At 62.9% G+C, this 15,007-nt stretch carries 11 protein-coding genes; 9 read left to right on the plus strand and 2 right to left on the minus strand.

Going from position 1 to position 15,007, the window contains the following annotated elements; genetic code table 11:
• Positions 1 to 66 precede the first annotated feature (66 nt).
• Positions 67 to 3,759 (minus strand): DUF748 domain-containing protein, encoded by a 3,693-nt coding sequence (locus OQE56_RS00305; RefSeq protein ID WP_486599062.1) that lies wholly within the window; start codon positions 3,757 to 3,759, stop codon positions 67 to 69.
• Positions 3,760 to 3,904: 145 nt separating this feature from the next.
• Complete coding sequence (gene tdh, locus OQE56_RS00310) at positions 3,905 to 4,939, minus strand: L-threonine 3-dehydrogenase (RefSeq protein ID WP_267220443.1); 1,035 nt, start codon at positions 4,937 to 4,939, stop codon at positions 3,905 to 3,907.
• Between the two features lie 146 nt (positions 4,940 to 5,085).
• Between tdh and OQE56_RS00315 the strand changes: the two genes are divergently transcribed.
• The 9 genes from OQE56_RS00315 to OQE56_RS00355 all read left to right on the plus strand — a co-directional run bounded on the left by OQE56_RS00315 (position 5,086) and on the right by OQE56_RS00355 (position 14,904).
• Positions 5,086 to 7,236: a S46 family peptidase gene (locus OQE56_RS00315; protein WP_267220444.1), complete on the plus strand. Its 2,151-nt coding sequence runs from the start codon at positions 5,086 to 5,088 to the stop codon at positions 7,234 to 7,236.
• A 183-nt stretch (positions 7,237 to 7,419) separates the two neighbouring features.
• Positions 7,420 to 8,175, plus strand: coding sequence for a carbonic anhydrase family protein (locus OQE56_RS00320; protein ID WP_267220445.1), 756 nt, complete (start codon positions 7,420 to 7,422; stop codon positions 8,173 to 8,175).
• Positions 8,176 to 8,224: 49 nt separating this feature from the next.
• Complete coding sequence (gene miaA, locus OQE56_RS00325; protein ID WP_267220448.1) at positions 8,225 to 9,175, plus strand: tRNA (adenosine(37)-N6)-dimethylallyltransferase MiaA; 951 nt, start codon at positions 8,225 to 8,227, stop codon at positions 9,173 to 9,175.
• Positions 9,176 to 9,337: 162 nt separating this feature from the next.
• Positions 9,338 to 9,607, plus strand: coding sequence for an RNA chaperone Hfq (hfq, locus tag OQE56_RS00330; RefSeq protein WP_267220450.1), 270 nt, complete (start codon positions 9,338 to 9,340; stop codon positions 9,605 to 9,607).
• Positions 9,608 to 9,745: 138 nt separating this feature from the next.
• A complete protein-coding gene (gene hflX / locus OQE56_RS00335) occupies positions 9,746 to 11,062 on the plus strand; it encodes a ribosome rescue GTPase HflX (RefSeq protein WP_267220452.1) in 1,317 nt (438 codons plus the stop codon).
• A gap of 177 nt (positions 11,063 to 11,239) precedes the next feature.
• Positions 11,240 to 12,394 (plus strand): FtsH protease activity modulator HflK, encoded by a 1,155-nt coding sequence (hflK, locus tag OQE56_RS00340; protein ID WP_267220454.1) that lies wholly within the window; start codon positions 11,240 to 11,242, stop codon positions 12,392 to 12,394.
• Entirely contained in the window at positions 12,391 to 13,260 is an 870-nt protein-coding gene (gene hflC / locus OQE56_RS00345) for a protease modulator HflC (protein WP_267220455.1), read from the plus strand. The genes hflK and hflC overlap by 4 nt, the downstream gene beginning before the upstream one ends.
• A gap of 13 nt (positions 13,261 to 13,273) precedes the next feature.
• Positions 13,274 to 13,459: a DUF2065 domain-containing protein gene (locus OQE56_RS00350; protein WP_267220457.1), complete on the plus strand. Its 186-nt coding sequence runs from the start codon at positions 13,274 to 13,276 to the stop codon at positions 13,457 to 13,459.
• A gap of 152 nt (positions 13,460 to 13,611) precedes the next feature.
• Positions 13,612 to 14,904: an adenylosuccinate synthase gene (locus OQE56_RS00355; RefSeq protein ID WP_267220459.1), complete on the plus strand. Its 1,293-nt coding sequence runs from the start codon at positions 13,612 to 13,614 to the stop codon at positions 14,902 to 14,904.
• The last annotated feature ends 103 nt before the right edge of the window (positions 14,905 to 15,007 follow it).

The following is a 15,007-nucleotide window of genomic DNA, read 5'->3' on the forward strand; positions in this document are numbered from 1 at the left end:
AAAGCACAACGAAAAAGGGCGCCCGATGTATCCGGGCGCCCTTGGGGATGGAGAGAGTGAATGCGGTCAGCCCTGATGCAGACCGAACTCCGCCCTCGTGGTCTTGCCCTTGTCGTCAATGCCTTCGGTATTGAGCTTGGGATCCTTGATGGCGACGCGCTTGTCGTCCAGCTTGCCCTTCAGCCAGGCCTGTACGGCGGCGGCACGCCGGCTGGCCAGGTCACGCATGGCCTGGTCATCGACCGAGACGTTAGTTTCCATCAGGCTGCGCATTTCGTCGGGTTCGAGGGACTTTTTCAGGCCCAGAACGTTCTTGGGCTTGCCCTTGAAGTCGTCGTCTTTGTAAGCGCGCTTGAGGTACTTCTCGTACTCGTCGGGCGTCACGTTCACCTCGGCCAGGGCGGCGTCCGAGGTATCGGCGTTCTTGCCCGACTGGTCCAGCACCTTCTGGCGGCGAACCAGGTTGTCGACGGTGACCTTGCGCAAGCCATCCTGGTCCTTGCTCGGGTCGACACGGCCGATGATGTCGAGATTCAGGGCGGTCTTCTGATTCAGCATAGTCACGATCTTGCCGAGCCTTTCCTGCGCACCCTTGTCGAGCACGGCCGAGCCCGGGTCGAATTCGACGTAGCCCAGATCCTCATGACTGCCACCGCCGAAGGCTGCACCGAGGAGGCGGAACGGGGCAGTGGCCGCCTTGGCGATCAGATTGCCGATGGCGCGCCAGATCAAGCCGCCCATGCTGAATTGCGGATCGTCCAGTGATCCGGAAACCGGCACGTTCACATCGATGTTGCCCTGCGTGTCCTTCAGCAAGGCAACCGCCAGTTTCACCGGCAGATGCTGGACACCCGGGCTTTCGTCGCGCTCGCCAAAGGTCAACTGGGTGATGAAGATGTGGTTTTCAGCGTTGAGCTTGCGCTGGTCCAGCATGTAGTGGACGTCCACCGTCAACTTGCCGGCCGTAATCGGATAGCCGGTGTACTTGGTGGAGTAGGCGGTAAGGTTGGTCAGCTCGACCTCGTTCGCCTTGCCCTTGATGTCGAGGAATGCCACCGGCTGCAGCGGATTGATGGTGCCGTCGATGTCGACGGGCGAGTTGTCATCGAGTGCAGCCTGCACCGATAGGTCGGCAGGCGGATCGCCGGGTGTGGTGCCAAAACCGCCGATCTTGCCGGTGAGCTTGGTCAGGTTGGCGGTGTAGTTGGGCTTGATGAAGTTATCGGTGTAATTGAGCTGGCCGTTCAGCAGTGTGATGCCACCAATGTGGATGTCGGCGGCGGGCGCTGCGGGTGCGCTCGGGGCTGCTGCTACAGTCGTGGCTGGCGTCGTCGCTGCCGGAGCAGGTGCTTGCGGCTTGGGCGCCGTCGCCGCAGCAGCAGGCTGATTGTTCTCGGTACGCGTCACCGAGACCGGCGCCTCCTCGGGCTTGGCCACCACATCCGATAGATTCAGCTTGCCGCTCGGGTTGACGATCATGCGCGCATAGAACGAGCTCAGTACCAGAGCACCCACGTGCATGCGCGGCGTGCCAGGCCCGTACACCACATCAAGGTTGGACCCGCTGAGCGTGCGCCAGCGCAGAAAGTCGTCGCCAGTGAGCTTGTCCTGAATTCGCACCTGCTCCAGTGCGGCATTGCCTTTGTACGTGAACGCCAGTTCGGCGCCGCGGCCGTCGTAATGCACCTTACCGTTGCTGCTGATGCGTGCGCTGGAGATGGTGACGTTGAGCGGTACGCTGATATACGGCTGGAAGTTGGAGATATCGAGCTGCTTGGTGGTCAACTGGATGTCGGCCAGCATGGGCATTGGCTGCAGCTTGCCCGTGGCAGAAAAGCTGCCCTTGCCGATGTTGCCGTCGAACTTGAGATCACGCGGCTCATTGAGCTTGTCGCTCAGGTTGTCCATGCCGCCGCTGAGCGAGTCCACCTTGATCTTCACTGGCTTGTCGCCAACGGCCATATCAGTGAATGCGACGGCGGCTTTCTCAAAGCCAAGGTGAGCAATGCTCCAGTGCCAGGGTGGGCTGTTGGCCGCGGGTTTCTTGTTCTTGGCGTCCTTGGCCGCGAACAGCTGAAGCAGGCTGATGTACTTTTTACTGTCACGTTGCACGTCGAGGCTGAGGCCAGTGGCCGTGACTTTGCCCAACTCGGCTTGCTGGGTGGTCATGTCGACCTGATGGATCTCGGCCTCCAGCGTGTTCCAGGCCACCGGCGAACCCTGGCCTTTGAACTGGGGCTCCATCGCGAAGTCCGTCACGGTCGCATGCGCATTGCTAAGGTGCACATTGACGGTTTTGGCCCAGTCGACCTGAAGTTGCCCCGTGGCATCCAGCTTGCCCTTGGTGAGGCGGGCTGCCAGGCCCTGATAGGCGGCAGCCTGCAGGGAGGCCAGGTCGACATGCTTCTGATCCAATGTCGCTGCCAATTTGCTCGCCGCCAGATCCACCGTTCCGCGCATGGCGAGTTCGCCACCAAAGAACGTCGCCGCCGTGTCGAGTTTTGCTGGCGGTGCAGGCAGCATGCTCAGCCCCTGCATGCTGCCATGCACGTTGCTCAGGTCGATCTTGTTCTGATCGGCATTGGTGTAGTGGATGGCGCTGCCAGCGAGCACCATCGAGGCAATGCGCATATCGGTAGGCGTCGCCTTCTTGTTGGCTTCCGCGGGCGCGGAAGGCGCCAGCAGCGTGTCGAAGTTGCTGTGGCCGCCTTCGCCGGACGTGTAGTGCAGCTGGGCCTGATCGAGCTTCAGCGCACCAAGGTAATAGCGTGAAATCAGCGGCTGCACATCGGTCAGTTCAGCCGTGCCGTGACCGAGGTTGAGAATGGCCTCACCCTTGCTGCTGTTGAGCGTGAACTCATCGAGCTGCAAGTTGCCGGTGAGTTTCAGCTCAGGGGTGGGCTTGGCCTGCACGAAGTGCAGTGCCAGTGCGCCGCTCAGGAAACCCTTGGGAATAGCCACCGGGAGCTGGGTGGGCACGTAGCCCATGTAGCGCCCCAGATCCAGTCGGTTGAGTTGAAAGTCGATGGTTGATTCGCGATTGTCAGCGAAGGGTTTGGTGCGGCCCTCGATGCGCAGCGGACTGCCATCCACATTCATGGAAAGCAGCGGTTGCACAAAGATGTCGGTATCGCTGGGCAAGTTGGCGATAAATGGAATGCCCAGCTCCAGTTGCTGCACGTGGTGGCTGGCTTTCAGTGCCTCGTCGTCAAACTGAATGTCGCCGTTGTGTACGTGAATGTTTGACAACGCATAGCGTGTGGGCGGCGCGTTCGGATCCGAGGTGGCGGCGAAGCGATCGACGATGTCGCTGAAGTTGAAGCGCTGATCCCCGGTGCGCACGATGCGGATGCGCGGGTGTTGCAGGGCAAGCTCGTCCAGTACCGGTTTCAGGCGGAACACGGATGACCATGACGCATTGATGACGGTCTGGTCGATATCCACGAAAGCGGATTTGCCATCGCGATCGGCAATGTGCAGCTGGTCCAGCTGTAGCCGCAGCGTGTATGGATTGAGATGCACGCCGCCCAATGTCACCGGGCGCTGCAATGCAGCGCTGGCGCGCGTTTCAATTTGACTTCGAATCAGTGAGGGGGCGGCGAAAAAGCCGATCAGGCCAAAGATCACCAGCACAATGGCGGTGATCAACAGCCATTTGCGCATCCGATGTGATCGGTATATGGCCAGGGCGCGGTCGCGTCCCGCGGCCAGGTGAGGGTTGCTGAGTAAGTCAGCCATCCGACGATGCTCCCATGACATCGCGCGCCGACCGTGCACGGCCCTCGGGCCCTACACCTTCACAATCCCAGCGATTCTGTCGGCCGCCCTGGCAGAAGTGTACTAGGGCGGCCGAGATTTCAGCATGGCATTCCGTGTGAATATGCCAAGGTGTGACAGGTTACGCTCAGGTCCAGGAGCAGACGACCTTGCCGCACTTGCCGGCGTCCATCAGGTCGAAGCCCTTCTGGAAATCGTCGATATGGATTTGGTGCGTGAGCACCTTCTGCAGCGGGAAGCCGGTCAACACCATCTGGGTCATCTTGTACCAGGTCTCGTACATGCGGCGGCCATAGATGCCCTGCATGGTGAGGCCCTTGAAGATCACCTTGTCCCAGTCGATGCCGGCGCCCTTGGGCAGGATGCCGAGCAGGGCGATCTTGCCGCCGTGGTACATGCAGTCGAGCATGTCGTTGAAGGCGCGCGGGTTGCCGCTCATCTCCAGGCCCACGTCGAAGCCTTCCATGTGCAGATCTTTCATCACGTCCTTCAGCGACTGGTTGGCCACGTTCACCACGCGTGTGGCGCCCATGTCCGCCGCCAGCTTGAGGCGGTAATCGTTGATATCGGTGACCACCACGTTGCGGGCACCCACGTGCTTGGCGATGCCGGCGGCGATGATGCCGATCGGGCCGGCGCCGGTGATCAGCACGTCTTCGCCGATCAGGTCGAACTCCAGCGCGCAATGCGCGGCATTGCCGTAAGGGTCGAAGAACGCAGCCAGCTCCGACGGGATCTGGTCGGGAATCGGCCACAGGTTCGAGGCCGGCATCGTCATGTATTCGGCGAACGCACCATTGCGGTTCACGCCGATGCCGACGGTGTTGGGGCACAAATGCTGGCGGCCGGCGCGACAGTTGCGGCAGTGGCCGCAGACGATATGGCCTTCGGCCGAAACGCGGTCGCCGATCTTGTAGCCGGTCACGCCCGGGCCGATCTCCACGATGCGTCCGACGAACTCGTGGCCGATGGTCAGGCCCGGCTTGATGGTGCGCTGGGACCAGTCGTCCCACTTATAGATATGCAGGTCGGTACCGCAGATCGCGGTCTTTTCCATCTTGATCAGCACCTCATTGGGGCCGACCTCGGGAACAGGCACTTCTTCCATCCAGATGCCCTGTTCGGGGTTGCGCTTGACCAGGGCTTTCATCATCTGAGGCATGGGATTTCCGTGGGGAAGGGCGGGAAAACATTCATTATAGGACGCCGCGCGAGACTGACCTCTTGCACTGCAGCGTTGCCCGGGGAGCCGTCAGGGATTATGGTCGCAATTTTTTGCGATGGCCCGAGGGCAAGACGATGCGAGCAATGAACAAACTGCTGGCTGCAGCGATAGGACTGGCCATGGCGACCGCCGCGCAAGCCGATGAAGGTATGTGGATGCCCTCGCAGTTGCCGGCCATTGGCAAGCAGCTGCGTGCGGCTGGCTACCAGGGCAACCCTGCCGATCTGGCCGACCTGACCAAGGCGCCGCTGAACGCGGTGGTGAAAGTGGGCGGCGCCACGGGTGCCTTTGTCAGCAGCGATGGCCTGGTGCTTACCAATCACCACGTGGCGTTCGGGGTCATTCAGTACAACAGCAATGCGCAGCGCGACCTGATCCAGAACGGCTTCGTGTCGCACGAGCGCGCGGAAGAGCTGCCCGCCAATCCGGATTTCCGTCTGCGCGTCACCACCGGTTTCGACAAGGTCACCGACAAGGTGCTGGCCACCTCCAGAGGCAAGAGCGGGCGGGCCTATTTCGATGCGGTCGACGCCAGCAGCAAGGCGCTGGTGGCCGAGTGCGAGCGTGAGCCGGGCATGCGCTGCAGCGTGGTCAACATGTTCTACGGGCGCGACTTCTATCTGGTCAAACAGCTCGAGCTGCGGGACGTGCGACTGGTCTATGCGCCGCCGCGTGCCATCGGCAACTACGGCGACGAGGTCGACAACTTCGTTTGGCCGCGTCATGCCGGCGACTTCACTCTGCTGCGTGCCTACGTCGGACCCGACGGCAAGCCGGCGGATTACGCCAAGGACAACGTGCCTTATCACCCTCCGGCCCATCTGCAGGTGGCCACGCAGGGCGTCCGCGAAGGGGATTTCGTGATGCTGGCCGGCTACCCGGGCATCACCTATCGCCACCGTACGGCCGCCGAGTTCGCAGATCAGGTGCAATGGCGCTTGCCGACGACGGTCCAGGTGATGCAGCAACTGCAGGCGGTGATCGAGGACACCGGGCGGGAGGACCGTCAGGCAGCTATCCGCTACGCCTCTCAACTGCAATCGCTGAAGAACGGCATTAAGCGTTTCATCGGTGAACTGGATGGCCTTAAGCGCAGTGATGCTGTCGCTATCCGGCGCAAGGACGAGGATGCGATGCTGGCCTGGCTTGCGTCGCAGCAAGAGGCAAGTACCTTGCGTCCGCAGATTGACCAGATGAATCAGCTCATCGCAACGGCCAATGCCATGCGCGAACGCGATTTGTTGCTGGGGCTGCTGCAATCGCAGACGCAGCTGATGCGCTCGGCGCTGACCTTGCAGCGGCTCGCCCACGAGCGCGGCAAGCCGGATGCGCAACGCGAAGCGGGTTATCAGCAACGTGACGAGGATCTGATCGCCGGCATGTTGCGTCAGGTGCAGCGTCGCTACGATTCGGCGGTCGAAAAGCAGCTGCTGAGCGCTTTGCTCATTCGCTACCAGAAGCTGCCCGATGCACAGCGGGTGCCCGAATTCGACGCCGCCTTCGGGCGCACGCCTGCCGAGCTGAAAGCGAAACTGGATCATGTGTACGCAGCCACTCGACTGGGTGACGAGGCACAGCGGCTGCAATGGTTGAAGGCCGATGCGATGGCGTTCCATCAGTCGGACGATGCGCTGTTGGAGCTGGCCGCACAGCTGCAGCCGGCACTGCTGCGCATGGACGATGAGCGCAAAGCGCGCGAAGGCGATCTGCTGCGTCTGCGACCGGCTTACATGGAGGCGTTGATCGCGTATCGTGAAAAGCAGGGGCGCGCGGTGTATCCGGACGCGAACGCCACGCTGCGCGTGAGCTACGGCAAGGTGACGCCGCTGAAGGCGCGTGATGGCGTTTCGTACGAACCGCTGACCACCACCCGGGGCATCGTTGAAAAGAACACCGGCGCCGAGCCGTTCGACGCACCCAAGCCGTTGCTGGACGCCATTGCGAAGGGCGATTACCGGGGCTATGCCGACGCCGGGAGCGGCGTCATGCCGGTGGACTTCCTCAGCAACCTCGACACGACGGGCGGCAACTCCGGTTCGCCCGTGCTCAATGCCAAGGGCGAACTGGTGGGCCTCAACTTTGACAGCAACTGGGAAGCGGTCAGCGCCAGCTGGATGTTCGACCCCCGCTACAAGCGCGCCATCCACGTTGACCTGCGCTACATGCGCTGGCTGATGGACAAGGTCTACCCGGCGCCGCGGCTGCTTGAAGAGTTGGGCGTGCCCGCGCACTGAGCAGAACGTAACTCCCTTAGGTAAGGGCGCACTTGTGCGCGACCGGTGCGTAATGGTCTGCCCCGGTCGCGCACACGTGCGCTCCTGCAAGCGGAAGGATTGGCAGGAGTTCACACCGGTTTCATCGCTGGAGGCGTCCAGTTAACGTCTCTTTTGGGGGCCATACAGGCCTTTGGGGGCGTTATGAATCTCCACGAGAATGACTGCTGTACGACACAGGCAGACGCCGGGCGCCGCACGCTTTTGAAATCCGCTCTAGGCCTCACTGCCTTAGGGCTCCTGGGAGGCGTACCCGCGCTTATCCCGGGTGTGGCGGAAGCGGCTGCGTTGACCAAGGAGCAACGCGACCGTCTGTCGCCTGATCAGATCATCGCGCTGATGAAGGAAGGCAACGAGCGCTTCCGTACCGGCAAAATGCAGTCGCACGACTATCTTGCACAGAAGCGCGCGAGCGCCGCTGGCCAATATCCCGCCGCCGTCATCCTCAGTTGCATCGATTCGCGTGCGCCTGCCGAGATCATTCTGGACGCAGGTATAGGCGATACATTCAATGCCCGCGTGGCCGGCAACATCATCAATGACGATCTGCTGGGCAGCCTGGAATTTGCGTGTGCACTGGCGGGCGCCAAGGTCGTACTGGTGATGGGGCATACGGCCTGCGGTGCTATCAAAGGTGCCATTGATAGCGCCAAGCTCGGCAACCTCACTGGTTTGCTCGACAAGATCAAGCCGGCCGTCGAAGCCACGCAGTTCACTGGCGAGCGAAGCAGCAAGAATGACGCTTTTGTCGATGCCGTAGCCGCTACCAATGTACGTCGGACCATCGATGAGATGCGCCGCCGCAGCGAGGTGCTCGCGGGGCTGGAGAAGGACGGCAAGATCAAGATCGTCGGCTCGATGTATCAGCTCGTCGGCGGCAAGGTGGAGTTCTACGCCTGAGCCTTCGCGCTCCTGCTGGAATCGGCAGATTCGCCGGTAGAATGGGCGGATGCCGATCGATCAGCGCCCGCTTGCCGTGTTTCTGATGGGCCCGACCGCGTCGGGCAAGACCGCGCTTGCGTGCGAATTGAGCGAACAATTTCCGGTAGAACTGATCAGCGTCGATTCCGCGCTGGTCTATCGCGGCATGGATATCGGTACCGCGAAGCCGGATGCCGCCACGCTCGCGCGCTATCCTCACCGCCTCATCGATATCCGCGATCCCGCCGAGCCTTACTCGGCAGCGGACTTTCGGCAGGATGCCGTCGCAGCCATGCAGGGCATCACGGCCAAGGGCAAGGTGCCATTGCTGGTTGGCGGAACGGGTCTGTACTTCCGCGCTTTGCAACAGGGCTTGTCTCAGCTGCCGGTAGCGGACCCCGCCATTCGCGAACGGCTCACGAGCGAAGCCACGGCGCTGGGTTGGTCTGCGCTGCATGAACGACTGCGACAAAAGGATCCCGCTGCCGCTGGCCGCATCGGCCCCAATGATGCGCAGCGCATACAACGCGCGCTGGAAGTGATCGAGCTCACCGGGCGCCCTTTGTCTGACCAGCAGCAAGGCGGCAACGGCCTGCGCTTCCCCTGGCGTGTGCTCAAGCTTGCTTTGTTGCCTGCGGATCGTGCGCCGCTACACGTCCGGATCGCCCAGCGCTTCGACGCCATGGTCGCTGCGAATTTTCTGGATGAAGTTCGCGCACTGCGCACGCGTGGCGACCTGCATGAGGATCTCCCGGCGATCCGGGCCGTCGGTTATCGCCAGGCCTGGGAATATCTGGACGGCCAGTCGGATGCGGCAACGTTTCGCGATCGCGGCATTTTTGCGACGCGCCAACTTGCCAAGCGGCAGATCACCTGGTTGCGCAGCGAGCTGGATGCTCGCGTGCTTGATCCGGACCGACCGCTTCTGAGAGAGCGGGCGCGGGACGCCCTGCAACTGTTTCTCGGCGAGCCGATGTAGCCATCGGTGAGACGCCATCTGAACGTCTTTTTCACACCTCGTAGATGGAAGCATTTTCTCTTTCATCAACGGTTTAAAAGTGGTTAATATTCATAAGTCTTGGGCCGGGGCGCCTTGCGCGTCTTTTCTCCGGCCCGTCCGTTTGCAAGGGGAGAACAAGAAATGTCCAAAGGGCAATCGTTGCAAGATCCATTTCTCAATGCACTGCGCCGGGAGCGCGTTCCGGTCGCCATCTACCTGGTCAACGGCATCAAGCTTCAGGGCACCATCGAATCTTTCGATCAGTTCGTCGTGCTGTTGCGCAACCAGGTGAGCCAGATGGTCTACAAGCACGCCATCTCCACCGTGGTGCCGAGCCGCAACGTGCGTGTCGGCAATGGTCATGAGGGTCATCCCGACACGGCCATGGCGGCCGGCGACACGGAAGGTTGATTCAGCGAGGCGGGCAACCCATCTGAGTAGGGACGGCGCCTGGCTAGTCCGGCGTCGACATACACTCTCCACTCCAGCCAACGCTGCGGGCGATCGTGCCCGCGGCGTGGCATCGCTGATATAGGTCTATCCGCCCTCGTGTTTGATCGTCAAAAGAAAGGCGAACGCGCCGTACTGGTTCTCCCGCACTCGCGCGGCATGGGTGATGCGGAGCGACGCGCCGAAGAGTTCGCCGAGCTGGCCGGGTCGGCTGGTGCCGAGATTCTCGGCAGCATCACTGCACGCGTCGACGTTCCCAATCCCCGCTATTACATCGGCACCGGCAAGGCCGATGAGGTGGCCGAGGCCGCGCGCGCTCTCGAAGCGGATCTGGTGCTGATCGACCACCTCCTGACGCCCGTGCAGGAGCGCAACCTCGAAAAGCTGCTCAATATCCGTGTGGTGGACCGCGCTGGCCTGATCCTGGACATCTTTGCCCAGCGTGCCCGCTCGCACGAAGGCAAGCTGGAAGTAGAACTGGCTCAGCTCAAGCACCTTGCTACCCGTTTGGTGCGTGGCTGGACCCATCTGGATGCCCAGCGTGGCGGTGCCATCGGCAACCGCGGTCCGGGCGAAACTCAGCTTGAAACCGATCGCCGCCTGCTCGCCGAGCGGGTGAAGATGCTCAGCAAGCGGCTGGAGAAGGTGCAGACCCAGCGTGTGCAGCAGCGCCGCGCCCGTCTGCGCAACACTGTGCCCAGGGTGGCGCTGGTGGGTTACACCAACGCCGGCAAGTCCACGCTGTTCAATGTGCTCACCGAAGGTGAGGTGTTTGCCGCTGATCTGCTGTTCGCCACGCTGGACCCGACGGTGCGCAAGCTCGATGGTCTGTCCTGCGGGCCGGCGGTGCTGGCCGATACCGTCGGTTTCATCCGCGAACTGCCGCACGACCTGGTGGCCGCTTTCCGCGGCACCCTGGCCGAGGCGCGCGACGCCGACTTGTTGCTGCACGTCAGCGATGCCGCCGACGAGGAGCGCGAGCGGCTGGCGCGGGTGGTCGACACCGTGCTCGAAGAGATCGACGCGGGCGACCTGCCGCAGCTGCGCGTCATGAACAAGATCGACCTGGCGGGGATGGAGCCGCGCATCGATCGCGATGGCGATGGCCGGCCGACCACGGTCTGGCTGTCGGCGGCGACCGGACAGGGGCTGGATCTGTTGCGTCAGGCGCTGGGCGAGCTGCTGGGCGGGGAGCGCGTGCAATCGGAGTTGCGTCTGCCACATTCCGCTGGCCGTCTGCATGCCCGCCTCAAGGCGGCTGGCGCCATTGCCGGCGAAGAGGTGGACGAAGAAGGCTGGCGCCTGAGCATCGACGCTCCGCGCAGCGTCATCGCCCCGCTCAGTGGTGGCAGCGCCGCTGAGGCCGCGCTGCTGCGCAGCCTGCTCGGCACCGCAGAAGAGCCTGAAACCCTGTAGGAGCGGGACGAGGAGGGAATCCCTGTCCGGCTCTGATAGAATGCCCAGTGTTTGTGCGGCCATCCGTGCCTCGGCGGCACACTTGCCACGACAAGCCCCCGACACCATGCCCAAACCCGCTCAACGCGCTTTCCGGCTAATGCTGCCGGCCTCCCAGCGGCCTCAAGGAGACTGACCATGGCCTGGAACGAACCCGGCAACAACGGGCAACGTGATCCCTGGGGCAAGAACCGCCAGCCCGGCAACAAGCCGGGTCTGGAGGACATGCTCAAGCAAATCCGCGACCGCCTCGGCAAACTGGGTGGCGGTGCCGGTGGCGTGTTCACCATCCTGCTGGCCTTTCTGCTGGTGTGGCTGGTGATGAGCAGCTACACCATTGTCGATGCCCGTCAGGCTGGCGTGGTACTGCGTTTCGGCAAGTACTCCCGTACGTTGCCGCCGGGTTTCCACTTCAAGTTACCGGGTCCGGTGGAGACGGTGACCAAGGTCGGTACCACCGAAGTGCGTTCGGTGTCCGACAAAGTGCGCATGCTGACCAGCGACGAGAACATCATCTCGGTCGATTTCAACGTGCAGTACCAGGTGTCCGATGCCCGCAAGTACCTGTTCTCGCTGAGCGGTCCGCCGGAGGACACGCTGCGCCAGGCAGCTGAGGCCGCCGTGCGCACGGTGGTGGGCGCCAACATCATGGACAACATTCTTACCAGTCAGGGTACGGAGCCGGTCGCCGCGCCTGCATCGGCCAGCAGCACGACGGCCCCCGCCGCGCCAGCCGCTACGGCAGTCAATGCGCAGACGCGCGACACGCTGCAGCAGCAGACTCGCGAGATCCTCCAGGCCACTCTGAACGAATACGACGCCGGCCTGGTGGTCACTGACGTGAGCTTCCAGAACGTGGCGCCGCCGCAGGAAGTGAAGGACGCCTTCGACGACGTCAACGCCGCCCGCGAAGACAAGCAAGGTACCGAGAATAACGCGCGCGCCTACGCCAGCCAGGTGGTGCCGGTGGCTCGCGGCGATGCCTCGCGCATCTCCGCCGAAGCCCAGGGCTATTCCGCGCAACGCGTGGCAACGGCCACGGGCGATGCCTCCCGCTTCAATCTGATTCTCAAGGAATACAAGGCTGCGCCGGACGTGACCCGCCGCCGCCTGTGGCTCGAAACCGTCGAGGACGTGATGTCCAACAACCCGAAGGTGCTGGATGGTTCCGGTGGCCGCAACATGATTTATCTGCCGCTCGATCGCGCGGCGGGTAAGGAAGTGCAGGGCGTGGGCGCGGTGATGCAGTCCGCTGCCAGCGACAGCCTGACTGGCAAGGAGAAGCAGCCATGAAATTCGCCGTCGGCATTATCGCCGTGCTGATCGCGCTGCTCGGCTTCAACAGCCTGTTCGTGGTGCACGAAGGCCAGACTGCGCTCGTGTTGCAGTTCGGCCGCATCGTGCGCACCGGCGACCAGCCGGGCCTGCATGCCAAGCTGCCCTTCATCCAGCAGGTGATGACCTTCGATAACCGCATCCTCACGCTGGAAGCGCAGCCCGAGCGTTATTTCACCTCCGAGAAGAAGAGCGTCAACGTCGACTTCTACGTGAAGTGGCGCATCGCCGACAACGCCGCGTATTACCGCGCGACCGCCGGCGACGAGTTGCAGGCAGCCAACCGCCTGTCTCCCATCGTGAAGGACGCGCTGCGCTTTGAGTTCAATGGCCGCACCCTGCAGGAACTGGTTGCCGCCGGCCGCAAGGACGTTACCGAACGCGTGCGCAAGCAGACCGATGCAGCCTCGCGCAAGAATCTCGGAATCGCCGTGGTTGATGTGCGCATCAAGCGTATCGACCTGCCGGACGAAGTGAGCGAGTCGGTGTACAAGCGTATGCGTGCCGAGCGCGCGCAGCTGGCCAACGAGCTGCGCTTCACCGGCCAGCAGGCCGCCGAAACCATCAAGGCTGATGCCGATCGCCAGTCGCAGGTCATCAAGGCCGAAGCCGAGCGTGACGCGGCCAAGGTGCGCGGTGAGGGCGATGCCCAGGCGGCTGCCATCTACGCCCAGGCCTACGGCCAGGACCCGGAGTTCTTCGCGTTTTATCGAAGCCTCTCCGCGTACCGTACGTCGTTCAAGGACGGCAAGGGTGTGCTGGTGCTCAAGCCGGATTCGGAGTTCTTGCGGTATTTCAACGACGGCGCGTCGTCACGGCACTGAGTGGTGACGGGCGATGCCGCGTGAGCTGGTGGTTGCATTGTGTCTGGTGCTGGTGATCGAAGGGCTGGTGCTGTTCGCCGCGCCGCGTGGCTGGCAAGCCACCATGCGCGAAGCGGTGAAACTCAGCCCGCGCATGCTGCGCTTGTTTGGCGCAGCGGCTATCGGCGTCGGATTGATAGCGCTGCAGCTGGTGCATTGAGTTAATACGGCGGATGGGCCGTTCAACCCATCGGGATTCCAACGAAACCTCGCCGTTGTCCCAGGCAGCCTGGGGCCCAGTGACGAGAGGTTTCGAACAGTTCGCGCCCTTCGGGGCACCCGATTCTTCAAATTGACGAGAGCAAGATCATCATGGGCAAGTCAGTAGTCATCCTTGGTGCGCAGTGGGGCGACGAAGGCAAAGGCAAGATCGTCGACCTGCTGACCGAACGGGTCGGCGCGGTGGCACGTTTCCAGGGCGGCCATAACGCCGGCCACACGCTGGTCATTGGCGGCAAGAAGACCGTGCTGCATCTGATTCCCTCGGGCATTCTGCGTGACGATGCGCTGTGCCTGATCGGCAATGGCGTGGTGCTGTCGCCGCAGGCGCTCAAGCAGGAAATCGAAGAGCTGGAAGCGCAGGGTGTGGAAGTGCGCTCGCGCCTGAAGATCAGCCCTGCCACGCCGCTCATCATGCCGTACCACATTGCCGTCGATAAGGCGCGCGAAATCGCCGCCGGCAAGAGCGCCATCGGCACCACCGGCCGCGGTATTGGCCCGGCGTACGAAGACAAGGTGGCCCGCCGCAGCGTGCGCGTCGCCGACCTGATGTACCCGCATGAGCTGCCGGAGAAGATCAAGGCCGCCGTGGAGTACCACAACTTCATCCTGACCCAGTGGCTGAAGGCTGAGCCGGTGGATTACCAGACCGTGCTCGACGATGCGCTGGCTTACGGCGAATTCATCCGCCCGATGGTCGATGACGTCGCCACCATCCTGCACGACGTGCGCAAGGAAGGTGGTCACATCCTGTACGAAGGCGCGCAGGGCGCGCTGCTCGACATCGATCACGGCACCTACCCGTATGTGACCTCGTCCAACACCACCGTCGGCGGCGCACTGGCCGGCACCGGCGTGGGCGCTGGCGACATCGACTACGTGCTGGGCATCTGCAAGGCCTACGCCACGCGCGTCGGCGGCGGTCCGTTCCCGACCGAGCTCGAAGACGAGATGGGCGAGCGCCTGCGCAAGGTCGGCAATGAGTTTGGTGCCAGCACCGGCCGTCCGCGCCGTTGCGGCTGGATCGACCTGGTTGCACTCAAGCGCGCTGTGCAGATCAACGGCATCAACGGCCTGGCCATCACCAAGCTCGACGTGCTCGACGGCCTGCCGACCATCAAGGTCTGCATCGCGTACGAATACCGTGGTAAGCGCCGTGAGCTGGCTCCGCTCGACGCCGATGGTTGGGCCGAGTGCAAGCCGGTGTACCTGGAATTCCCGGGCTGGGACGAATCCACCGCTGGCATCCGCGAGTGGGACAAGCTGCCCGCCGCTGCCCGTGCCTACCTGCGCGCCGTGGAAGAGCTGTCGGGCTGCAAGCTCTCCCTCGTCGCCACCGGCGCCGACCGCGACGACACCATCGTGCTGGACGATCCGTTCGCCTGATCGTTGCCACGCATGGATGACAAAAAGCCCCGCCATGTGCGGGGCTTTTTGTTTCCCTATGCAACGAGGAGGGGATCGCGAGCCGGATGATGAGCCCGGCTCG

The sequence above is a fragment of the Dyella silvae genome, assembly GCF_026421305.1.
Lineage (GTDB): Bacteria > Pseudomonadota > Gammaproteobacteria > Xanthomonadales > Rhodanobacteraceae > Dyella > Dyella silvae.

Excerpts from the sequence above, each read along its gene's own strand:
- OQE56_RS00305 (WP_486599062.1), bottom strand. The coding sequence starts at position 3,759 with ATGTCATGGGAGCATCGTCGGATGGCTGACTTACTCAGCAACCCTCAC.
- tdh (WP_267220443.1), bottom strand. The coding sequence starts at position 4,939 with ATGCCTCAGATGATGAAAGCCCTGGTCAAGCGCAACCCCGAACAGGGC.
- OQE56_RS00315 (WP_267220444.1), top strand. The coding sequence starts at position 5,086 with ATGAACAAACTGCTGGCTGCAGCGATAGGACTGGCCATGGCGACCGCC.
- OQE56_RS00320 (WP_267220445.1), top strand. The coding sequence starts at position 7,420 with ATGAATCTCCACGAGAATGACTGCTGTACGACACAGGCAGACGCCGGG.
- miaA (WP_267220448.1), top strand. The coding sequence starts at position 8,225 with ATGCCGATCGATCAGCGCCCGCTTGCCGTGTTTCTGATGGGCCCGACC.
- hfq (WP_267220450.1), top strand. The coding sequence starts at position 9,338 with ATGTCCAAAGGGCAATCGTTGCAAGATCCATTTCTCAATGCACTGCGC.
- hflK (WP_267220454.1), top strand. The coding sequence starts at position 11,240 with ATGGCCTGGAACGAACCCGGCAACAACGGGCAACGTGATCCCTGGGGC.
- hflC (WP_267220455.1), top strand. The coding sequence starts at position 12,391 with ATGAAATTCGCCGTCGGCATTATCGCCGTGCTGATCGCGCTGCTCGGC.
- OQE56_RS00350 (WP_267220457.1), top strand. The coding sequence starts at position 13,274 with ATGCCGCGTGAGCTGGTGGTTGCATTGTGTCTGGTGCTGGTGATCGAA.
- OQE56_RS00355 (WP_267220459.1), top strand. The coding sequence starts at position 13,612 with ATGGGCAAGTCAGTAGTCATCCTTGGTGCGCAGTGGGGCGACGAAGGC.